Annotated in this window: 22 protein-coding genes; 14 read left to right on the top strand and 8 right to left on the bottom strand. The window is 71.0% G+C overall.

Translation table 11 applies throughout. The features are described 5' to 3' along the window. Positions 1–213 precede the first annotated feature (213 nt). Together NON19_RS26760 and NON19_RS26755 are read left to right on the top strand one after the other, a co-directional pair. A complete protein-coding gene (locus NON19_RS26760; protein WP_255931661.1) occupies positions 214–1,029 on the top strand; it encodes a purine-nucleoside phosphorylase in 816 nt (271 codons plus the stop codon). A 34-nt stretch (positions 1,030–1,063) separates the two neighbouring features. After that, positions 1,064–2,731 carry a phospho-sugar mutase gene (locus tag NON19_RS26755; protein ID WP_255931668.1) on the top strand — a complete coding sequence of 556 codons (1,668 nt, stop codon included), beginning with the start codon at positions 1,064–1,066 and terminating at the stop codon, positions 2,729–2,731. Positions 2,732–2,806: 75 nt separating this feature from the next. On the opposite strand, the gene NON19_RS26750 is transcribed toward NON19_RS26755, so the two are convergent. After that, positions 2,807–3,424 carry a PH domain-containing protein gene (locus tag NON19_RS26750; protein ID WP_255931660.1) on the bottom strand — a complete coding sequence of 206 codons (618 nt, stop codon included), beginning with the start codon at positions 3,422–3,424 and terminating at the stop codon, positions 2,807–2,809. A 155-nt stretch (positions 3,425–3,579) separates the two neighbouring features. Between NON19_RS26750 and deoC the strand changes: the two genes are divergently transcribed. Genes deoC through NON19_RS26735 form a run of 3 tightly spaced genes read left to right on the top strand, consistent with a single transcriptional unit; the run spans position 3,580 to position 6,876 of the window. After that, positions 3,580–4,584: a deoxyribose-phosphate aldolase gene (gene deoC, locus NON19_RS26745; RefSeq protein ID WP_372514300.1), complete on the top strand. Its 1,005-nt coding sequence runs from the start codon at positions 3,580–3,582 to the stop codon at positions 4,582–4,584. A gap of 5 nt (positions 4,585–4,589) precedes the next feature. After that, positions 4,590–6,020: an aldehyde dehydrogenase family protein gene (locus NON19_RS26740; RefSeq protein ID WP_255931659.1), complete on the top strand. Its 1,431-nt coding sequence runs from the start codon at positions 4,590–4,592 to the stop codon at positions 6,018–6,020. Next, positions 6,013–6,876: an aldehyde dehydrogenase family protein gene (locus NON19_RS26735; RefSeq protein WP_255931658.1), complete on the top strand. Its 864-nt coding sequence runs from the start codon at positions 6,013–6,015 to the stop codon at positions 6,874–6,876. The genes NON19_RS26740 and NON19_RS26735 overlap by 8 nt, the downstream gene beginning before the upstream one ends. Before the next feature lie 36 nt (positions 6,877–6,912). On the opposite strand, the gene NON19_RS26730 is transcribed toward NON19_RS26735, so the two are convergent. Next, entirely contained in the window at positions 6,913–7,281 is a 369-nt protein-coding gene (locus tag NON19_RS26730; protein ID WP_255931657.1) for a hypothetical protein, read from the bottom strand. A gap of 81 nt (positions 7,282–7,362) precedes the next feature. Here NON19_RS26730 and NON19_RS26725 point away from each other — a divergent pair, with 81 nt between their 5' ends. Continuing rightward, positions 7,363–8,040 carry an ATP-binding protein gene (locus tag NON19_RS26725; protein ID WP_303654367.1) on the top strand — a complete coding sequence of 226 codons (678 nt, stop codon included), beginning with the start codon at positions 7,363–7,365 and terminating at the stop codon, positions 8,038–8,040. A gap of 78 nt (positions 8,041–8,118) precedes the next feature. On the opposite strand, the gene NON19_RS26720 is transcribed toward NON19_RS26725, so the two are convergent. After that, positions 8,119–8,889: a SigE family RNA polymerase sigma factor gene (locus tag NON19_RS26720; protein ID WP_255931655.1), complete on the bottom strand. Its 771-nt coding sequence runs from the start codon at positions 8,887–8,889 to the stop codon at positions 8,119–8,121. Positions 8,890–9,093: 204 nt separating this feature from the next. Between NON19_RS26720 and NON19_RS26715 the strand changes: the two genes are divergently transcribed. The 4 genes from NON19_RS26715 (at position 9,094) to NON19_RS26700 (ending at position 12,703) form a co-directional block, all read left to right on the top strand. Continuing rightward, complete coding sequence (locus NON19_RS26715) at positions 9,094–9,771, top strand: response regulator (protein WP_255931654.1); 678 nt, start codon at positions 9,094–9,096, stop codon at positions 9,769–9,771. Positions 9,772–9,802: 31 nt separating this feature from the next. Beyond that, positions 9,803–11,494, top strand: a complete 1,692-nt coding sequence (locus NON19_RS26710) for an ATP-binding protein (protein ID WP_372514297.1) — start codon at positions 9,803–9,805, stop codon at positions 11,492–11,494. Continuing rightward, positions 11,491–12,081, top strand: a complete 591-nt coding sequence (locus NON19_RS26705) for a hypothetical protein (protein ID WP_255931653.1) — start codon at positions 11,491–11,493, stop codon at positions 12,079–12,081. The genes NON19_RS26710 and NON19_RS26705 overlap by 4 nt, the downstream gene beginning before the upstream one ends. Before the next feature lie 79 nt (positions 12,082–12,160). After that, complete coding sequence (locus tag NON19_RS26700) at positions 12,161–12,703, top strand: VanZ family protein (protein WP_255931652.1); 543 nt, start codon at positions 12,161–12,163, stop codon at positions 12,701–12,703. A gap of 82 nt (positions 12,704–12,785) precedes the next feature. Here the strand turns inward: NON19_RS26700 and NON19_RS26695 are convergent, their stop codons facing one another. Continuing rightward, positions 12,786–13,118, bottom strand: coding sequence for a hypothetical protein (locus NON19_RS26695; protein ID WP_255931650.1), 333 nt, complete (start codon positions 13,116–13,118; stop codon positions 12,786–12,788). A 178-nt stretch (positions 13,119–13,296) separates the two neighbouring features. Next, entirely contained in the window at positions 13,297–14,517 is a 1,221-nt protein-coding gene (locus NON19_RS26690; RefSeq protein ID WP_255931649.1) for an adenosine deaminase, read from the bottom strand. A 207-nt stretch (positions 14,518–14,724) separates the two neighbouring features. Here NON19_RS26690 and NON19_RS26685 point away from each other — a divergent pair, with 207 nt between their 5' ends. The 3 genes from NON19_RS26685 (at position 14,725) to NON19_RS26675 (ending at position 16,339) form a co-directional block, all read left to right on the top strand. After that, entirely contained in the window at positions 14,725–15,438 is a 714-nt protein-coding gene (locus NON19_RS26685) for an alpha/beta hydrolase (RefSeq protein ID WP_255931666.1), read from the top strand. Positions 15,439–15,722: 284 nt separating this feature from the next. Beyond that, on the top strand, positions 15,723–16,082 hold the full coding sequence (locus tag NON19_RS26680) for a hypothetical protein (protein WP_255931648.1): 360 nt from the start codon (positions 15,723–15,725) through the stop codon (positions 16,080–16,082). Beyond that, positions 16,079–16,339: a hypothetical protein gene (locus NON19_RS26675; protein ID WP_255931647.1), complete on the top strand. Its 261-nt coding sequence runs from the start codon at positions 16,079–16,081 to the stop codon at positions 16,337–16,339. Before NON19_RS26680 ends, NON19_RS26675 begins: the two co-directional genes overlap by 4 nt. Positions 16,340–16,355: 16 nt before the next feature. Here NON19_RS26675 and NON19_RS26670 read toward each other — a convergent pair whose 3' ends face one another. Beyond that, a complete protein-coding gene (locus tag NON19_RS26670) occupies positions 16,356–17,351 on the bottom strand; it encodes a LysR family transcriptional regulator (RefSeq protein WP_372514296.1) in 996 nt (331 codons plus the stop codon). A 62-nt stretch (positions 17,352–17,413) separates the two neighbouring features. Between NON19_RS26670 and NON19_RS26665 the strand changes: the two genes are divergently transcribed. Continuing rightward, the gene (locus NON19_RS26665) at positions 17,414–18,670 is read left to right on the top strand and encodes an MFS transporter (RefSeq protein WP_255931645.1); all 1,257 of its coding nucleotides are present in this window, start codon (positions 17,414–17,416) and stop codon (positions 18,668–18,670) included. On the opposite strand, the gene NON19_RS26660 is transcribed toward NON19_RS26665, so the two are convergent. Then, a complete protein-coding gene (locus NON19_RS26660; protein ID WP_255931644.1) occupies positions 18,663–19,256 on the bottom strand; it encodes a Uma2 family endonuclease in 594 nt (197 codons plus the stop codon). The genes NON19_RS26665 and NON19_RS26660 overlap by 8 nt on opposite strands. A 97-nt stretch (positions 19,257–19,353) precedes the next feature. Then, positions 19,354–20,631: a thymidine phosphorylase gene (locus NON19_RS26655; protein ID WP_255931643.1), complete on the bottom strand. Its 1,278-nt coding sequence runs from the start codon at positions 20,629–20,631 to the stop codon at positions 19,354–19,356. Between the last annotated feature and the right edge of the window lie 21 nt (positions 20,632–20,652).

The raw sequence follows: 20,652 nt of genomic DNA, 5'->3' as shown, positions 1-20,652 counted from the left end.
GGTGGGTGGGTAAAAAACCACGCAGCGCACCCCCAATCGACCCCCGCACGGCCCTGCGCCCCGGCAACCAAAGGCGAAACGCCAAACGAGTGGGCGGGCGGGGCAGCCTGGCAGCGCCAGCGCATCCCTGGGGGAACCGCCAAACGCCAGCGTGAGCGGAAACGTGATGAAATGCATCTACGCGCGTAGCCATCCGCGCGCTACCCTCTCCGCGTGAACGCAACCGCAAATCTCCCCACCGACCCCTACGCCGCCGCGAACGAGGCCGCCACCCGCCTGCGCGAGCTCACCGGCGCCGAGACCCATGACGTCGCGCTCGTCATGGGATCCGGCTGGGTCCCGGCCGCCGACGCCCTCGGCGAGGCCGACCACGAGTTCCCCGTCACAGAACTTCCCGGCTTCCCGCCCCCGGCCGTCGCTGGCCACGCGGGCAAGATCCGTTCCGTAACGATCGGCGAGAAGCGCGCCCTGGTCTTCCTGGGCCGCACCCACCTGTACGAGGGCCGCGGCGTGGCCGCCGTCGTGCACGGCGTGCGTACCGCCGTCGCCGCGGGCTGCAAGACCGTCGTGCTGACCAACGGTTGCGGTGGTCTGCGCCCCACGTTCAAGCCCGGCGAAGCCGTACTGATCAGCGACCACATCAACATGACGGCCACCTCGCCGATCGTGGGCGCCAACTTCGTGGACCTCACCGACCTGTACTCGCCGCGGCTGCGCACGCTGTGCAAGGAGGTCGACTCGACGCTGACCGAGGGCGTCTACGTGCAGCTGCCCGGCCCGCACTACGAGACCCCGGCCGAGATCGGCATGGTCCGTGCGATCGGCGGCGACCTGGTGGGTATGTCGACCACGCTGGAGGCGATCGCCGCCCGTGAGGCGGGCGCCGAGGTGCTGGGCATCTCGCTGGTGACCAACCTCGCCGCGGGCATGACCGGCGAGCCGCTCAACCACGAAGAGGTCCTGGAGGCCGGGCGCGAGTCCGCCACCCGCATGGGCAGCCTCCTCGCCCAGGTGCTCGGCCGTATCTGATCTCACCCGCAAGGAGCCGCAGATGGGACCTCAGATGGGAATGGACACGCTGACCCGGGCTCGCGCCTGGCTGGCGGAGGACCCCGATCCGGAAACCCGCGCCGAACTGGCCGCGCTGATCGACGGCGGTACGCCGGAGGCGGCGGCGCAGATCGCCGAGCGCTTCTCCGGCACCCTCCAGTTCGGCACCGCCGGACTCCGGGGCGAGCTGGGCGCGGGCCCGATGCGGATGAACCGCGCCGTGGTGATCCGTGCGGCGGCGGGCCTGGCCGCCTACCTCAAGGCGCAGGGCCACACCGACGGCCTGGTGGTGATCGGTTACGACGCGCGCCACAAGTCGTACGACTTCGCACGGGACACCGCGGCCGTGGTGACCGGTGCCGGACTGCGTGCCGCCCTGCTGCCGCGACCGCTGCCCACGCCGGTACTGGCGTTCGCCATCCGGGAGTTGGGCGCGGCGGCCGGTGTGATGGTGACCGCCAGCCACAACCCGCCGCGGGACAACGGTTACAAGGTCTACCTCGGTGACGGCTCGCAGATCGTGCCGCCCGCGGACACCGGGATCGCCGCGGAGATCGCCGCGATCGGCGCCCTGGCCGAGGTGCCGCTGGCCGACGGCGGCTGGCGGACGCTGGACGACGAGATCGTCGAGGCGTACCTGGACCGCGCCGCGACCGTGGTCGCCGAGGGCGGCCCGCGCGATGTCTCCGTCGTCTACACGCCGATGCACGGCGTCGGCGCTGACGTGCTGACCACGGCGTTCGCCCGGGTCGGCTTCCCGGCCCCGGCCGTCGTGCCGCAGCAGGCGCAGCCGGATCCGGACTTCCCGACCGTGGCCTTCCCGAACCCGGAGGAGCCGGGGGCCATGGACCTGTCGTTCGCGCACGCCCGTGCCGAACGCCCGGACATCGTGATCGCCAACGACCCGGACGCGGACCGCTGCGCGGTGGCCGTACCGGACGCCGCCGCGGCGGGCGGCTGGCGGATGCTGCGCGGTGACGAGGTGGGCGCACTGCTCGCCGCGCACCTGGTGCGCAGGGGCGCGAAGGGCACGATGGCGGCCTCGATCGTGTCGTCCTCGCTGCTGTCGCGGATCGCCGCGGCGGCCGGGCTGCCGTACCAGGACACCCTCACCGGCTTCAAGTGGATCGCCCGGGTCCAGGGTCTGCGGTACGGGTACGAGGAGGCGCTGGGGTACTGCGTCGACCCCGAGGGCGTACGGGACAAGGACGGCGTCACCGCGGCGCTGCTGGTCGCCGAGCTGGCGGCCGGGCTCAAGGCGGAGGGCCGCACCCTCAACGACCTGCTGGACGAACTGGCGGTACGGCACGGCCTGCACGCCACCGACCAGTTGTCGGTGCGGGTCGCCGATCTGACGCTGATCGCCGACGCGATGCGGCGGCTGCGGGAGCAGCCGCCAGCCGAACTCGCCGGTCTCGCCGTCACCTCGGCGGAGGACCTGAGCCAGGGCAGCGACCGGCTGCCGCCCACCGATGGTCTGCGTTACCACCTCGCGGGCGACGGGACGGTCTCCGCGGCGCGGGTCATCGTCCGACCGAGCGGCACCGAGCCGAAGCTGAAGTGCTACCTGGAGGCGGTGGTCCCGGTGGCCGGGCTCGACGCGTTGCCCTCGGCCCGGGCGGCGGCGAGTGAGGTGCTGGCGGCGCTGAAGAAGGACATGTCGGCTGCGGCCGGTATCTGAGGGCGCAGTTTGGGCGGGCGGGCGTTTTTCGGCCCGCCCGCCCAAACTTTTGGGCTGACCGGAACGAGCGGGCGGTCAGCCCGCTGCCAGCAACACCGCGAGGGCGACGCCCCCCACAGCCGCGGGCGCGATGATCTCGTACGCCCAGCGAACGGAGACCTCTCCCTTCGCACCCTCATCGGACGCGTGCCGCTCCGCAAGCTCCCGCAGGTCGTCCACCGCCTGGTCGGCGGGCGCGCGCAAGGGTGCGTCGGGACGCAGCCGCAGCGCGCGGGGGCCGCGGCCGAAGGGGTCCTCGGCGGTCGCCCGAGCGGCCTGGCGGGCGGCGCGCTTGCGGGCGCGCAGCGAGACCGGGACCGACCAGAGCTGGAACTTCCGCCCACCGGCGAGGACTTCGCTGGAGTATCCGGCGCGGACGGTCTCCACCGCGGCCCACGGGATGGTGATGGAGCGGAACGGGTTGCGCACCAGCATCCGTGTTTGGCTGGCGTAGACCACCGGGCGGATGGTGAAGGCGATCAGCAGCGGTGCGGCGAACAGCAGGGCGGCCAGCGCCACCCACGGGGTACGGCCGGTGCCGTTCGCCACGGCGTCGCCGACCAGCCAGCCACCGATCGCGAGCAGCAGCACTCCTCCGGCGATGCCCATCGGTGACCGGAACGACCGGTCGGCGTACTTCTGCTCGCTTGTCATGCGGATGATTCTGCATGACGGAAGCCGTTTTGCCGACGGCTCCCTGACGTGAGCTTTGCCCGGTCCGCCGGTGTGCCGTCCGCCCTTGTTCCCCGTTCCGCTCGCGCAGAGGACTAGGCAAACGCTACGCGCGTAGATATGCTCTGCTGGTGACCATGCAGACCCCTGGGCCCATCACGCCCGCATACAGCCCGCAGGCCGCGGAGCGGCTGGCGTCGATGGCCGACGTCACCGCGTCCGACGCAGCGCTGCGCCGGTTCCTGCACGGGTTGCCCGGCGTGGACGCGGTCGGCCTCGAAGGCCGTGCCGCCACGCTCGGCACCCGTTCGATCAAGACCACGGCGAAGGCCTACGCCATCGACCTGGCGATCTCGATGATCGACCTGACGACCCTGGAAGGCGCCGACACCCCGGGCAAGGTCCGGGCGCTGTGCGCCAAGGGCGTCAACCCCGACCCGACCGACCGTACGACCCCGAAGGTCGCCGCGATCTGTGTCTACCCGGACATGGTGAAGACCGCCAAGGAAGCGCTCGACGGCTCCGGCATCCACGTGGCGTCGGTGGCCACCGCCTTCCCGGCCGGGCGCGCCGCGCTGCCGGTGAAGCTGGCGGACACCGCCGACGCGGTGGCCGCGGGCGCGGACGAGATCGACATGGTCATCGACCGCGGCGCCTTCCTCTCCGGCCGCTACATGCAGGTCTTCGAGGAGATCAAGGCGGTCAAGGCGGCCTGCGCCCGCCCGGACGGCAGCGCCGCGCACCTGAAGGTGATCTTCGAGAACGGCGAGTTGGCGACGTACGACAACATCCGCCGGGTCTCCTGGCTGTCGATGCTCGCGGGCGCCGACTTCATCAAGACCTCCACCGGCAAGGTCGCGGTCAACGCCACCCCGCCGAACACCCTGCTGATGCTGGAGGCGGTACGGGACTTCCGGGACGCCACCGGCGTACAGGTCGGCGTGAAGCCCGCGGGCGGCATCCGCACCACCAAGGACGCCATCAAGTACCTGGTGATGGTGAACGAGACCCTCGGTGAACAGTGGCTGACCCCGGACTGGTTCCGCTTCGGCGCCTCCAGCCTGCTGAACGACCTGCTGATGCAGCGTCAGAAGCTGAGCACCGGCCGGTACTCCGGTCCCGACTACGTGACGGTGGACTGATCAACATGGCTTTCGAGTACGCACCGGCGCCCGAGTCGCGTTCCGTTGTCGACATCGCGCCGAGCTACGGGCTGTTCATCGACGGCGAGTTCCGTCCCGCGGAGGACGGCAAGGTCTTCAAGACCGTCTCGCCGTCCAGCGAGGAGGTGCTGTCCGAGGTCGCGCAGGCCGGTCAGTCGGACGTGGACGCGGCGGTCAGGGCCGCCCGGAAGGCGTTCGAGAAGTGGTCGGCGCTGCCGGGTTCCGAGCGCGCCAAGTACCTGTTCCGGATCGCCCGGATCATCCAGGAGCGCTCGCGTGAGCTGGCGGTGCTGGAGTCGCTGGACAACGGCAAGCCGATCCGCGAGTCGCGGGACGCCGATCTTCCGCTGGTCGCCGCGCACTTCTTCTACTACGCGGGCTGGGCCGACAAGCTCGGCCACGCCGGATTCGGTGCGGACCCCAAGCCGCTGGGCGTGGCCGGTCAGGTCATCCCGTGGAACTTCCCGCTGCTGATGCTGGCGTGGAAGATCGCCCCGGCGCTGGCCTGCGGCAACACCGTGGTGCTCAAGCCCGCCGAGACCACCCCGCTGTCGGCGCTGTTCTTCGCGGACATCTGCCGCCAGGCCGGGTTGCCGAAGGGCGTCGTCAACATCCTCACCGGTGACGGCAGCACGGGCGCCGCGTTGGTCGCCCACCCGGACGTCAACAAGGTGGCGTTCACCGGCTCCACGGAGGTCGGCAAGGCGATCGCCCGTACCGTCGCGGGCACCGGCAAGAAGCTGACGCTGGAGCTCGGCGGCAAGGCCGCGAACATCGTCTTCGAGGACGCGCCGATCGACCAGGCGGTCGAGGGCATCGTCAACGGCATCTTCTTCAACCAGGGCCACGTGTGCTGCGCCGGTTCCCGGCTGCTGGTCCAGGAGTCCGTCCAGGACGAGCTGTTGGAGGCGCTCAAGCGGCGCATGTCGACGTTGCGGGTCGGTGATCCGCTGGACAAGAACACCGACATCGGCGCGATCAACTCCGCCGAGCAGCTGGCCCGTATCAAGTCGCTGGCGGACAGCGGCGAGGCCGAGGGCGCGCAGCGCTGGGCGCCCGCCTGTGAACTGCCGTCCACCGGTTACTGGTTCGCGCCGACGCTGTTCACCGGCGTCAGCCAGGCGCACCGGATCGCCCGCGAGGAGATCTTCGGCCCGGTGCTGTCGGTGCTGACCTTCCGTACTCCGGCGGAGGCGGTGGAGAAGGCCAACAACACCCCGTACGGGTTGTCGGCGGGCATCTGGACGGAGAAGGGCTCGCGCATCCTGTGGATGGCCGACAAGCTGCGCGCGGGCGTGGTGTGGGCCAACACGTTCAACAAGTTCGACCCGACCTCGCCGTTCGGCGGCTACAAGGAGTCGGGCTTCGGTCGCGAGGGCGGCCGTCACGGTCTGGAGGCGTACCTCAATGTCTGAGTCAAGGTTGGGCGTCCTCAAGACCTACAAGCTGTTCGTCGGGGGCAAGTTCCCCCGGTCCGAGAGCGGGCGGGTGTACGAGGTGACGGACGCTAAGGGCAACTGGCTGGCCAACGCTCCGCTGGCGTCCCGCAAGGACGCGCGGGACGCGGTGGTGGCCGCGCGCAAGGCGTTCGGCGGCTGGTCGGGGGCGACCGCGTACAACCGCGGTCAGATCCTGTACCGGATCGCCGAGATGCTGGAGGGCCGCCGCGAGCAGTTCGTCCGCGAGGTGGCCGAGGGCGAGGGGCTGTCCAAGTCCAAGGCGGCGGCCGTGGTGGACGCGGCGGTCGACCGCTGGGTCTGGTACGCGGGCTGGACGGACAAGATCGGCCAGATCGCGGGCGCCGCGAACCCGGTCGCCGGGCCGTACTTCAACCTGTCCACCACCGAACCGACCGGTGTGGTGGCCGTGTTGGCGCCGCAGGACTCCTCGTTCCTCGGGCTGGTCTCGGTGCTGGCCCCGGTGATCGCCACCGGTAACACGGCCGTGGTGGTGACCTCGCAGAAGTCCCCGCTGCCCGCGCTGTCGCTGGGCGAGGTGCTGGCCACCTCGGACCTGCCCGGTGGCGTGGTCAACGTGCTGTCCGGCAAGGCGGCCGAGATCGGCCCGCACCTGGCCGCGCACAGCGATGTCAACGCGATCGATCTGACCGGCGCGGACGCGGAGTTGGCGACGGCGTTGGAGACGGCCGCCGCGGAGAACCTCAAGCGGGTGCTGCGGCCGCGTGACGAGGACTGGTCGGCCGAGCCCGGCACCGACCGGCTGCTGGCGTTCCTTGAGACCAAGACCGTCTGGCATCCGATCGGGGTGTGACCTTCGTGATCCTGCCGGGGGGTTGGCCGTTCGCGGTCAGCCCCCCGGCAGGATTTTGGTCAGGGGGCCGACCAACGGGAGTTCGGACAGCGAGTCGCCGTCGGACAGCGGCCTGGTCAGCGGCCTGGTGGTGATCGGCTTGAAGTCGGCGATCTGGGTGCCGACGGTGTTGGTCAGCGGGTCGACGGTGGTCTTCGCCAGCGGGTACAGCTGGAGGCGCTTGACCGGGCCCACCGAGCTGTCCAGGCCCTGCAACGTGCCGCTCACCACGTCCCCGCCGCCCGGCAGGTGCAGTTCGCTGCGGGCCGAGGCGGCGCCCGCGCTGGCCGCCAGCGCGCCCGCTGCGGTGGACAGGGCGACCGCGGTACGAAGCAGCGCGCGGCCTGCGGGGATACGGAACGACATGGCGACCTACCTGACTTACCGGACGTCAAAGGGCGTTGGCACACAAACCTGCAACCACTCATCGTAGTTTGTTCGTTACGCATGGTCCACCAGCGCTCGCGCGCGTCGTATGCCTCACACTGGTGTTCCGTGACTGTCGCTGACCCCTGCCCAGGCGCTGCCCGTGTCGTGCTGCTGACCGGGCCCTCAGGTTCCGGAAAGAGTTCGCTCGCCGCCCGTACCGGGCTTCCGGTGCTCAACCTCGACGACTTCTACAAGGAGGGTGACGACCCGACGCTGCCCGCCCTGCCGGGCGGTGGCGCTACGGACTGGGACTCCCCGCGGTCCTGGGACGCGGACGCGGCCGTCGCCGCGATCGTCACGGCGGTGCGCGGCGGGACGGCGGTGGTGCCGGTCTACTCCATCGCCAGCAGCTCGATCGTCGGCATGACCGAGTTCGAACTGGGCGGTGCGCCGGTGTTCGTCGCCGAGGGGATCTTCGCGGCCGAGATCATCGAGCGTTGCCGCGCGGCCGGAGTGCTGGCTGACGCCGTCTGTCTGCGCGGGCGTCCGGCGGTCACCGCCTGGCGGCGGTTCCGGCGGGACCTGCGCGAGGGCCGCAAGTCGGTTCCGTTCCTGCTCCGCAGGGGATGGCGGCTGATGCGGCGGGAGCGCGAGATCGTCGCCGGACAAGTCGCCCTGGGGGCGGCGCCGTTGGGGCAGCGCGAAGCGCTCGAACGGATCGTGGCGGCCGCCGCGCCGCAGCCCGTACGGGCATAACCCCGTAGGGGCGGGACCCTGTGGTCCCGCCCCTACGGCCCCCGTTCCCCCGTTTCCCCCTGTCCCAGGCGACCCGTCTCAGGCGACGAGTTCGTCGAACGCCTCCGCCTCGTCGCGGCCCTGGGCCAGCACCTCGTCGTCGCGCAGGCGGCGCAGCGAGCGCCAGATGCTGCTCTTGACGGTGCCGACGCTGATGCCGAGGATCTCGGCGATCTCCGGGTCGGTGCGGCCCTCGTAGTAGCGCAGCACGAGCATCGTGCGCTGCTGCTCCGGCAGCTTGGCGAGCGCCTGCCACAGCACGGCGCGCAGTTCGGTGCCGCGCATCGCGTCGGACTCACCGGCGGTCTCGGGGAGTTCCTCGGTCGGGTACTCGTTGAGCTTGCGCCGCCGCCAGGCGCTGATGTGCAGGTTGGTCATGGTGCGGCGCAGGTAGCCGCCGAGCGCCGCCTTGTCGCTGATCCGGTCCCAGGCACGGTAGGTGGAGAACAGCGCGCTCTGCAGCAGGTCCTCCGCCTCGTGCCGGTCACCGGTCAGGTGGTAGGCGGTCGCGTACAGGGAGGCGCGGCGCTCGGCGACGTAGGCGGTGAAGTCCGCCTCACTGGCCGCCTTGCGCGCGCTGGCCGCCTCCCCGTACCCGGTGTTGGCGGCAACCCCCGCGGCGCCGCCGTCGATCGCGCTCAGGTAGGGCGCCCGGTGGCGCACCGCCGTCGAGCCGACCGAGGTGCGTCCGGTGCCGCGTGCGCACCCCCGCCCGCTTGCGGCACCGGACAGTCCCTCGTTGTTCCACTGGGCGGTGTGCGGACGCTGCCGCACGATCGCGGCGGAGGTGGTGGTGTGCATTGCGCTCATCTCGTGCCCCCGTGAGTGGAACCGGTCAGATCTGGATTTCGTGGTAGTCACCGGCGAGGTTTCCCGCCGGTGCACACAACTCTGGCGGACCACTTTCATGAGGCTGTCCGTCGAGTGTCACAGCCCTGTCACAGGGCCGCGCGACGGTGCTTCGCCCCCTGGGGTGTACGCGGTGACACCCCGCGGTACGCCACAATGGCCTGCGTGCCCTTCCTGTTGCTTATCGAGGACGACGACGCCATCCGTACGGGCCTCGAACTTGCCCTGTCCCGGCAGGGCCACCGCGTGGTGGCCGCCGCGACCGGCGAGGAGGGTCTGGAGCGGCTGCGCGAGCAGCGTCCCGACCTGATCGTGCTGGACGTGATGCTGCCGGGCATCGACGGGTTCGAGGTGTGCCGTCGGATCCGCCGCACCGACCAGTTGCCGATCATCCTGCTCACCGCGCGCAGCGACGACATCGACGTGGTGGTCGGCCTCGAGTCGGGCGCCGACGACTACGTGGTCAAGCCGATCCAGCCGCGGGTGCTCGACGCCCGGATCCGCGCGGTGCTGCGGCGCGGTGAGCGGGACAGCACGGACTCGGCGTCCTTCGGCTCGATCGTGATCGACCGGTCGGCGATGACGGTGACCAAGGACGGCAACGACCTCCAACTGACCCCGACCGAGCTGCGGCTGCTGCTGGAGCTGAGCCGCCGCCCGGGCCAGGCGTTGTCCCGGCAGCAACTGCTGCGGCTGGTGTGGGAGCACGACTACCTGGGTGACTCCCGGCTGGTGGACGCGTGCGTCCAGCGGCTGCGGGCCAAGGTCGAGGACGTGCCGTCCTCCCCGAAGCTGATCCGTACCGTGCGCGGTGTCGGCTACCGGTTGGACCCGCCGCAGTGACAACGGGCGTACGGGCGATAGCGAGGCCGCGGTGAGGTTCAGGGCCGCCTTGTCCCGGCTGCGGTTCGGCAGCCTGCGGCTGCGGCTGGTGGCGGTGTTCGCGGCGGTCGCGCTGACCGCCGCGGTGTCGGTGTCCGGCATCGCGTACTGGCTGAACCGCGACGCGGTGCTCACCCGTGCGCAGAACGCGGCGCTCAACGACTTCCGCGCGTCGATGACCCGCAACGTCGGCTCACTGCCGGTGAATCCGCCGTGCGACGAGTTGCAGGAGGCCGCCAACCGGATGGCGGCGAGCACGCAGAACTACCAGGTTCTGCTGATCGCCAAGGACGGCAACGGCAACGAGTGCGCGGCCACCTCCGACCGGGACGTGTTCACCCTCGACCAGGTACCGGCCGCGCTGCAGAAGGCGGTGAACAAGCCCCGCCCGCTCAAGGACGGCAATGAGGCCGCGTACCACCTGTACTGGCAGCGCACCGCGCCCGGCGGGCGGCCGTTCCTGGTCGGCGGCGCGAAGATGATGGGCAACGGCCCGACCGGCTACATGTACAAGTCGCTGGACGCGGAGCGTTCCGACCTCAACTCGCTGGCCTGGTCGCTGGGCATCGCCACCCTGCTGGCCCTGATCGGCGCCGCGCTGCTCGCCCAGGCCGCCGCCTCCACCGTGCTGCGACCGGTGCAGCGGCTCGGCGACGCGGCGCGCAGGCTCGGCGAGGGGCACCTGGACACCCGGCTGCGGGTCTCCGGAACAGACGAACTGGCCGAGCTGTCAAGGACGTTCAACAGCGCGGCCGAGGCGTTGCAGCGCCGGGTCGAGGAGTTGAGCGACCGGGAGGAGGCGTCCCGCAGGTTCGTCGCCGACATGTCACACGAGCTGCGCACCCCGCTGACCGCGATCACCGCCGTCACGGAGGTGCTTGAGGAAGAGGCCGACGCCCTCGACCCGATGATCGAACCGGCGGTACGCCTCGTGGTCACCGAGACCCGGCGGCTCGGCGACCTGGTGGAGAACCTGATGGAGGTCACCCGGTTCGACGCGGGCACCGCCAAGCTGCGCGCCGACGAGGTGGACGTCGCCGACATGGTGACCGCCTGCATCGACACCCGCGCCTGGCTGGACGCGGTCGAACTGGACGCGCCACGCGGCATCGTGGTCCGGCTCGACCCCCGGCGGCTGGACGTCATCCTGGCCAACCTGATCGGCAACGCCCTGAAGCACGGCGGCTCTCCGGTGCGGGTGACGGTGCGCACCGAAGACCACGCCGCGGCGCGGAGCGCCTCCGTTGAGGGCGGTGGCGGGCGACGGGAGGGCGGCGCAGCGGCGCGGAGCGCCTCCGTTGAGGGCGGTGGCGGGCGACGGGAGGGCCACGCCGCGGCGCGTAGCGCCTCCGTTGCCGGTGGCGGCGGGCCAGGGGCGGGCGCGGAGCTGGTGGTCGAGGTGGCGGACAACGGGCCGGGCATTCCGGAGGACGTCCTGCCGCATGTCTTCGACCGCTTCTACAAGGCGGACGCCTCGCGGGCGCGTTCCGAGGGCAGCGGGCTCGGTCTGTCCATCGCCATGGAGAACGCGCACATCCACGGCGGCACCATCACCGCCGCCAACCGGCCCGAGGGCGGCGCGGTGTTCACGCTGCGGCTGCCGATCCCGCCCGCCGAACACCATGACTCCGGCGACCCGTGCGACCACGGTGCGCCGAACGAGCCCGAGGAGGGGCGGAGTTGACGTCGCCAAGGCGGCTGCTGGGCGCGGGGGTTGTGCTGGCGCTGGCCCTCGGTACGGCGGGGTGCGGGATCCGCGCCACCTCGGTACCGGTGGACGCGGGGGCGGCGCCGACCCGGGTCTCCTGCGACCAGCCGCGTACCGCGTCGAGCACGGCGCGGGGCACGGTGACCGTGGACGTGTACCTGGTGTGCAGCCAGCGGGTCTCACCGGTGCGGCGCGTCGTCCCCGACCGGCACTCCGACCGGCTGGCCACCGCCCGTACGCTGCTGGCCGAGTTGCTGCGCAAGCCCGACCAGGCCGAGGAGAGGGGCGGCTTCGCCTCCGAGGTGCCGGGCGGGCTGAGCGTGAACGGGCCGTTCCCCGGGGATCCGGCGGAGACGCTGCGGCTGAACCAGGACCCCGACGACCTGCCCTCCTACGCGGTGGGCCAGTTGGTGTGCACCTTCGCCGGGACCGCGGCGGGCGCCGCCGACCGCTCGGTGGTGCTGGGCGGCCCGGACCGCGGCGTCCCACCGCTGCGCTACCGCTGTGACGACGCGCTGCGCACCCGGCCGGACGCCGGATCGACCGAGGGCACCAGGGCCTGACGGCCCGAGTCGGACATGACGTAGGTCTCGTCCGGCGGGACCAAGGAACCGCCGCAGGTCACCGTGCGTCATTGACGGCGTGCAGCGAGATGAGCGGCGGCCGCTGACCCTTACCTGGGCGCGGCCTGCGGGCGCGGTCCTGACCGTGGTGTATCTGGCGGTGGTCTACTGGCTCGCCCTGCGGCCGTCGCCGGCGACCTGGATGGCGGCGGGCAACTTCACTCCATTGCACACCATTCGCGCCGACCTGGCGCTCGGCCCGGTGGCGGCGGTGCGCAGCATCGGCGGCGGTTTGCTGCTGCTCGCGCCGCTCGGCGTGCTGTTGCCGCTGGCCGGTGGGCGGTTGGACGTACCGCCGGTGGTCTCCTTCGCCCGTACCGTCTTCACCGGGCTGATGCTGTCGTTGGGCGTCGAGGCGGTGCGCACCTGGATGGCCGGTCAACTGCTGGACGTCGACGCGCTGTTGCTCAACACCACCGGGGTGGCGCTGGCCCATCTGCTGGTGGTTCCCGCAGCCCGGCGGGCGCTGCGCAGACGCGGCCACCGGCGGCACGAGCCCCGGCCGGACCGCGAGCCGCAGGCCAGGACGCCCGCGATGTCCGGGCTCGGCGCCACCCGCTGACCGGCGCCGGGCGTGCGAACGGGCCGTGTCCCGGGGGTAGAACACGGCCCGCTCTGGTCAGACGCCCGAAGGAGGAAGGGCGTCAGTGGCCTACGGCGCCCACCGCGTCGGTGACCGAGCCGACGGGCAGGGTGCCCGGCTGCAGGCCGCCGAGCAGACCGTTGCCGTCCGGACCGCTCACGTTCCGCAGCACGCCCTGGGCCGACTGGGTCACGGTGCTCGCGCCGGGCAGCAGCCCGGCGACCTTCTCGACCGGGAGCTTCCCAGTCACGCCGTCCAGCACGGCGGCCGGGTTGGCGGCCGGGAGCGCCGACGGGGTGGCGGCCTCCGCGGCGTTCGCGGAGCCCGCAGCGGCGGCGGCGAAGGCCACACCGAGCGCTGCGGCACCGAGGGTCCTGATGGTTCCGTTCTTCATCGTTTCAATCCTCTGGTGGCTTGTGGCGGCCCGACGGCAGCAGTGACCACGCCGGGTCATGAGGCGATCACTGTTCGCAGTACCGTAGTGACGCCCAGCCACCGGTTGCAAACAGGGCGACCGGGCCGCGCGTAGCACCGTGACCGCGCGGCCCCAGAGGCGTTTCCGCGACCTGAGGTCAGCCCTGCTCGGCGGTAGAACCGCTGGCCAGCGGGGGTTGCGCGGTCGCCGGACGGAACAGCCACTCGGCCTTCAACTCGGCGTAGCCGGGCTTGATCACGTCGTTGATCATGGCCAGACGTTCATCGAAAGGAATGAACGCGGACTTCATCGCATTGACGGTGAACCACAGCAGGTCGTCGAGCGTGTAGCCGAACGCGTCCACCAGGTGCTGGAACTCGTCGCTCAGCGTCGTACCGCTCATCAACCGGTTGTCGGTGTTGACGGTCACCCGGAAGTGCAGCCGCCGCAGCAGGCCGATGGGGTGCTCGTGGTAGCTGTCCGCCGCGCCGGTCTGCAGGTTGGAGGTCGGGCACATCTCCAGCGGGATCCGCTTGTCCCGTACGTACGAGGCGAGTCGGCCCAGCTTGACCGAGCCGTCCTGGGAGACGTGGATGTCGTCGATCAGCCGCACGCCGTGGCCGAGCCGGTCGGCGCCGCACCACTGGATCGCCTGCCAGATCGACGGCAGGCCGAAGGCCTCACCGGCGTGGATGGTGAAGTGGTTGTTCTCCCGCTTGAGGAACTCGAAGGCGTCCAGGTGCCGGGTGGGCGGGAAGCCCGCCTCGGCGCCCGCGATGTCGAAGCCGACGACGCCCATGTCCCGGTAGCGGTTGGCGAGTTCGGCGATCTCCTGCGAGCGGGCGGCGTGCCGCATGGCGGTGAGCAGGGCGCCGACGCGGATGCGGTGCCCGTTGGCCAGAGCGCGGCGCTCACCCTCCCGGAAGCCCTCGTTGACCGCCTCCACGACCTGCTCAAGGGTGAGCCCGGCCTCCAGGTGCTGCTCGGGGGCGTAGCGGATCTCGGCGTAGACCACGCCGTCGGCGGCCAGGTCCTCGGCGCACTCGGCGGCCACCCGGAACAGCGCGTCGCGGGTCTGCATCACGGCGCAGGTGTGGGTGAACGTCTCCAGGTAGCGCACCAGACCGGCGCCGCCCTCCTTGGCGGGCGAGTCGGCGGCGTCCCGGAACCAGACGGCGAGCCGCTCGGGGTCGGTCTCGGGCAGGTTCTCGTAGCCGATGGCCTCGGCGAGTTCGATGATCGTCTGGGGACGCAGACCACCGTCGAGGTGGTCGTGGAGCAGCACCTTGGGGGCCCGGCGGATCCGGTCCGGCGTCGCGGACGCGGCGGCTCCGAGGGTCTGCTCCAGCTGGTTCGTGAGCTGGCTTGTCTTCTCCATTGGCTGATGCTAGCGCCTACGCGCGTAGAAAGCCGGTTTGAGGGATTCCGATACCGAACATTGACCTACCGGCCAGGTGGACCACACCGCCAGGTCTGCCAAGGTTCTGCCATGGCTTCGCAATCCCTCGGTGGTACGGGGGCCACCCCCCGAAAAGGCGTGGCGCCGCTGGCCGCGGCGGCGCGCAGCGCCCGGCTGGGACGGGCCATGGGCGCGGTCGCCGGTACCGCGGTGCGCGCCGTGGTGCTGGTGCTGCCCGCGGGCCGTGCGGTGAGCAACCGGCGCGGTTCCGCCCTGTCGGCCGCGACGGCCTGGCCGCTGGCCCGTGCGCTGGTACGGGCCGGGCGCTCCGACGGGCTGGTGGCGCACGTGGTGCACTACCGCTTCCGCGGCTGGAACGGCAACCACGCGCATCCCGCGGAGGATGCCGCGTGGGCGGCGGAGGAGATCGTGCGGCGGTACGGGGACGTACCGCTGTGCCTGGTCGGCATCGACGTGGGCGCCCGCGCCGCACTACGGGCGGGCGGCCACCCGGCCGTCAACTCCGTTGCCGCGATCGCCCCTTGGCTACCGGCCGGGCAGGAACCCGATCCGGTGAAACACCTCGCCGGGCGCCACGTGCTGATGGTGCACGGCACCAACGACACCGCGTCCGACCCGGAGTTGTCCTACCGCCTCGCGGAGCGCGTCAAGAAGGTCAACCCCAACATCTGCCGCTTCGAGGTCCACTCCGACGGCCACCGCCTGCACCAGCACCGCCCCGAAGTCCTGGCCCTGACCGCCGACTTCGCCCTCGGCACACTCTGCGACCGGGCGCTGTCCCGCCCGGTGGTCGACGCACTGGCGGCTCCACCGCCGCTGGGCTTGCGGATGCCGCTGGCGGCGGGGTTCGGGACGGGGCGGCGGGTTACTCAACGCTGAAGGTTCAATGGCGTCGACGTTCTCCCAAGCCATGGCGTTGAGGTCGTCGACCGTCTCGGCCCCCTGACTTCGCTGCCATGCGTTCACACGGGCCGCGGCATCGCCGACGGCTTGGACTTCGATGGCCTTCGTGATGCGCTCACTGGGTGGCATTCGGGCAGGGTACTGATTCGCACATGTACTGGCGCGGCACGAGGTCGCACGAAGGTATGAAAATGCGCGCGATGCGTCTGGACGCCCGTACGGCCGCGCTACGGTGAAAAACCCCACCCCGAGGAGAGGCCATGTCCGCACAGCACACGCCCCCCGAGGGGCCGCTCATTCCCATGCCAGCCCTGACGCCCACAGCCCTGCGACGGGCGGTGTCACAGATCATCCCCGCTGATCTACCCAGATTCAACGATCACTTGGCGGAAGCCGCGGAGAACGCCGCCGCTCAGAGCAGCATCGCGCCGCTACGCACGTTCCTCCTCTACTGGGGCATGACCATCGCGATCCAACGCCACCCAACGCGTGCCGCGCGGCTGCGCGAGATGGAGGATGCCGCGCAGTACGCACCCAGCCTCGACGCCGCACGCCCAGCCTTGGCCGAGATCCGAGCCATCTTGGATGCCGCAGAACATGAGGTGAAGACGGCCCAGTGAGCGACGCGTGGCCCTGGGCCTATGACCCAGATGCCGAACACGTTGTGGGCGGGCTGCCCGAAGAGGTGGTGGCCGAAGTAGAACGACTGGCGCGGCAACTGGCTGCTCTGGGAAGGGATGCGCTGGAGGCCGGGAGGGGGCCGAGACCGGGCAGCTTGCGGCTGCTGGACTTCTTCGGAGGGTTCGGCCTCCTGGCCTTTCTTCCGCTTGAGCGGGCAGAAGTCATCGTGATCACACAAGTCACCTGGGCCGGTTGAGTTTCCGGGCACGCCACTACGCCAACAACCGCCCCCGCCGCCCCAGTAGAAACCGCTTGAACGCCGCGACGGGTGCCGTGTCGGGATGACCGTCCAACCAGGCCACCCCGATCTCGCGTACCGCGCGGGGGCCGGAAACGGTCAGTTCCACCACGCCGGGCCGAGGTACCGGCGGCGGAGGCAGGAGCGCAACGCCCAGCCCCGCGGCCACCAGGCCGCGCAGCGTCTCCGCCTCCTCGCCCTCGAAGGCGATCTTCGGGGTGAACCCCGCCTCCGCGCACAGCCGGTCGGTGATGCGGCGCAGCCCGTACCCCGCCTCCAGCGTGACGAACCACTCCTCGGCCGTCTCCGCCAGCCGTACCCGCCTGCGACCGGCGAGCCGGTGCCCCTCCGGAACGACGAGCCGCAGCCGCTGCTCGTCCAGCCGCCGCACCACCAGGTCCGGCGCGTCCGGCAGTGGAGCGGTCAGGCACAGGTCCAACTCCCCCGCGCGCAGCCGCTCCAGCATCGCCTCGCCGTAGTTCTGCACGAGTTGGAAGCGCACCCCCGGATGGTCCGCGCGGAACTCCCGCAGCAGCCCCGGCACCGTCTCCGGGCCGAGCGTGTGCAGGAAGCCGAAGGCCACCCGGCCGGTCGACGGGTCGGCGTCGGCGCGTACCGTCTCCGCGGCGCGCTCCACGCCGTCGAGGGCGCGCTCCACCGAGCCGAGGAACATCCGCCCGGCCGGGGTCAGCGAGACGGTGCGGCCGTGCCGGGCGAGCAGGGTGACGCCGAGGTCCTCCTCAAGGCGCACGATGGCCCGGCTGAGGCTGGACTGCGGTACGCCGAGTTCCTGCGCGGCGCGGGTGATGTGCTCGTGGCGGGCGACGGCGGCGAACTGGGCGAGCCGCGGGGCGAGCACGGCGGACCAGTCGCGGCCATCTCCCTTACCTTGACGGATATTTGTCGCCGCGATGTCGTTTTCCTTGCGGAGGGATGACGCACCCCGCTCTGACCTGTGCTCATGCTGCATGGGAACGATTATTTCTATTTCGTGCATTGGACGCATCAATATGCCGGTCGTACGTTCGGGGTATGCCCGATGTCGATACCCCGGCGTCCGCTCGTACCACGACCGCGGACGCCGCCACGGAAACCAAGCTCCTACCCGGCAGCGCCGCCTACCGGCGGGCGATCCTGGCCCTGTTCGCCGCCGGGACGGCCACCTTCCTGCTGCTGTACTCGACCCAGGGACTGCTGCCCGCGATCTCCACGGACCTCGCTGTGAGCCCGGCGCAGGCCAGCCTGACGGTGTCGATGACCACGGCCGGGCTGGCGATCGCACTGATCCCGGTCAGCGCGCTGTCCGAGCGGTACGGCCGCACGCCGGTGATGGCGGTCGCGGTGGTCAGCGCCGCGCTGATCGGGCTGGCGGTGCCGTTCTCGCCGAACCTGACGGTGCTGGTGGCGCTGCGGACGCTGCAGGGCGTCGCGCTCGCCGGGCTTCCGGCGACCGCCATGGCGTATCTGGCCGAGGAGGTCTCCAAGAAGGCGATCGCCTCCGCGATCGGCCTGTACGTCGCGGGCAACAGCCTGGGCGGCATGTCCTCCCGGGTGATCGCCGGTTTAGTCGCCCAGTTCGCGGGCTGGCGGGTGGCGCTCGGTGTGCTGGGCGTGCTGTCGCTTGGCTGCGCGGTGGCGTTCATCCTGCTCGCGCCGAAGGCGCGGAACTTCACGCCGTCCCCGATCAGCCCGCGCGCGCTGCTGGCCACGTTCACCGGGCACGTGCGCAATCCGCTGCTGCTGCGCCTGTACCTGCTGGGCATGCTGTTCATGGCGGTCTTCGGCTCGGTCTACACGGTGCTGGGGTACCGCCTGACGGCGGCGCCGTTCGACCTGCCGGACGGTCTGGTCGGCTCGATCTTCCTGGTCTACCTGGTGGGTACGGCGAGCTCGGCGGCGGCCGGAAAGCTGGTGGCCCGGCTGGGTCGGCGCGGTGCGCTGTACTGCGGGATCGTGGCGGTGGCGACGGGCCTGCTGCTGAGCCTCGCCGACTCAATCGCCGCTGTACTGGCCGGACTTGTGCTGATCACAGCGGGCTTCTTCACCGGCCACTCGGTCGCCTCCGGCGCGGTCTCCCACACGGCGACCTCGGGCCGCGCCCAGGCCAGCGCCCTTTACCTGACGGCGTATTACATCGGCAACAGCGTGGGCGGCACGGTTGGGGCCGCCGCCTACCATGACGGCGGCTGGCCCGCGGCGACGGCGGTGGGATTGGCCGTGATGGCGGCTGCGGCGGGGGTCACGCTGTACGGGACGCGGGCGGCGCGACGGGCGGCGGCGGTCAGTTGACGGGGAACGTGCTGGTGTCGAGGGTGAGGTCGAACGGGGCGGGCAGATAGACAGGGTCGCCGAACTTGGCTGACTGGAGGACTTGGTACGTCCTGTCTCCCGGTTTGCCGAAGAGCGTGACCATCGGCCCGCCCGATGCCCAGCGATCGATCAGCAAGTACAGCGGGATGCCACCAAGCGCGTACCCTGCGAGCTTGGTGACACGGTCACGTCGAGCGTTCGACGGTGATGTGATCTCGACGGTCAGGGCGACCTCACTCGCCAAGATGTAATGTCCCGGGGTGTTGTCCACCACTGCTTGCGGAACCACAGTGAGGTCAGGGACGTACAGACTTTGGTAACCAGGGATGGCGACATCCACCTGCGGGTACACCCCGAACTCTTCGGGCATCCCCTTGACGAGCGCGTTCAGCAGCTTGTACCCGATGCCGGAGTGCTGGTTGGCGGGCGATGGCGTCACCGTGATGCTCCCATCGATGATCTCCACCTTGCAGCCCTCGGGGTGATCCATCGTCTCCCAGAGCTCAAGAAGCTCATCCCAGCTGTAACCGTCACCGCGCGGCGGCTCGATGGGGAGTGCGCTCATGGTGGTCTCCTCAGTCCGTGCGACGCCCATCCCAGCATGCCGAACGGGACCGGGGCAGTGCCACCGGTCCCGTTCATGCGTACGGGTGACCCGACAATCAGGCGATACGTTCCAGCACGATCGGCTGCGGCTCGTACGCCGTGCCGGACGGCGAGATCGTCACCCCGCCCTCCAGCGCGGCCAGCGCGTACTCGAAGCGCTCCGGAGTATCCGTGTGCAGGGTCAGCAGGGGCTGGCCAGCCGTGACGGAGTCACCCGGCTTGGCATGCATCTCGATGCCCGCGCCCGCCTGCACCGGGTCCTCCTTGCGGGCCCGGCCCGCGCCGAGGCGCCAGGCGGCGACGCCCACCGCGTAGGCGTCCAGCGCGGTGAGCACACCGGAAGCGGAAGCGGTCACCACGTGCCGCTCACGCGCCACCGGCAACGCCGCGTCCGGGTCACCGCCCTGCGCGGCGATCATGCGGCGCCAGTGGTCCATCGCGGAACCGTCGCGCAGCGCCTTCGCCGGGTCGGCGTCCTTCAGGCCCGCCGCGTCGAGCATCTCGCGGGCCAGCGCCAGCGTCAGCTCGACCACGTCGGCCGGGCCGCCGCCCGCCAACACCTCGACGGACTCCCGGACTTCGAGCGCGTTACCGGCCGTCAGGCCCAGCGGCGTGGACATGTCGGTCAGCAGGGCGACGGTCCTGACGCCGTGGTCCGTGCCCAACCCGACCATGGTGCGGGCGAGTTCGGCCGCGTCCTCGCGGTTCTTCATGAACGCGCCGGAGCCGACCTTCACATCCAGCACCAGCGAACCGGTGCCCTCCGCGATCTTCTTGGACATGATGGAGGAGGCGATCAGCGGAATCGCCTCCACCGTGCCGGTCACATCGCGCAGCGCGTACAGCTTCTTGTCGGCGGGCGCCAGCCCGTCACCGGCCGCGCAGATGACCGCGCCGACATCGCGCAGCACGCCCATCATCTCGTCGTTGGACAGCAGCGCCCGCCAGCCGGGGATGGACTCCAGCTTGTCCAGCGTGCCGCCGGTGTGGCCGAGGCCCCGGCCGGACAGCTGCGGTACGGCGGCGCCGCACGCGGCGACCAGCGGGGCCAGCGGCAGTGTGATCTTGTCGCCGACACCGCCCGTCGAGTGCTTGTCGGCGGTCGGCCGGGGCAGCGACGAGAAGTCCATCCGCTCACCGCTGGCGATCATCGCGGCGGTCCAGCGGGCGATCTCGGCCCGGTCCATACCGTTGAGCAGGATCGCCATGGCGAGCGCGGACATCTGCTCGTCGGCGACCTCGCCCTTGGTGTACGCGTCGATCACCCAGTCGATCTGCTCGTCGCTGAGACGACCACGATCGCGCTTGGTACGGATGACGGAGATGACGTCCATGAGGGGTTCGCGTTCCTTACG

Source organism: Streptantibioticus rubrisoli (assembly GCF_024436055.1).
Lineage (GTDB): Bacteria > Actinomycetota > Actinomycetes > Streptomycetales > Streptomycetaceae > Streptantibioticus_A > Streptantibioticus_A rubrisoli.
The sequence above is the reverse complement of the archived record's forward strand: the minus strand, read 5'-3'. Positions and strand labels throughout refer to the sequence as shown.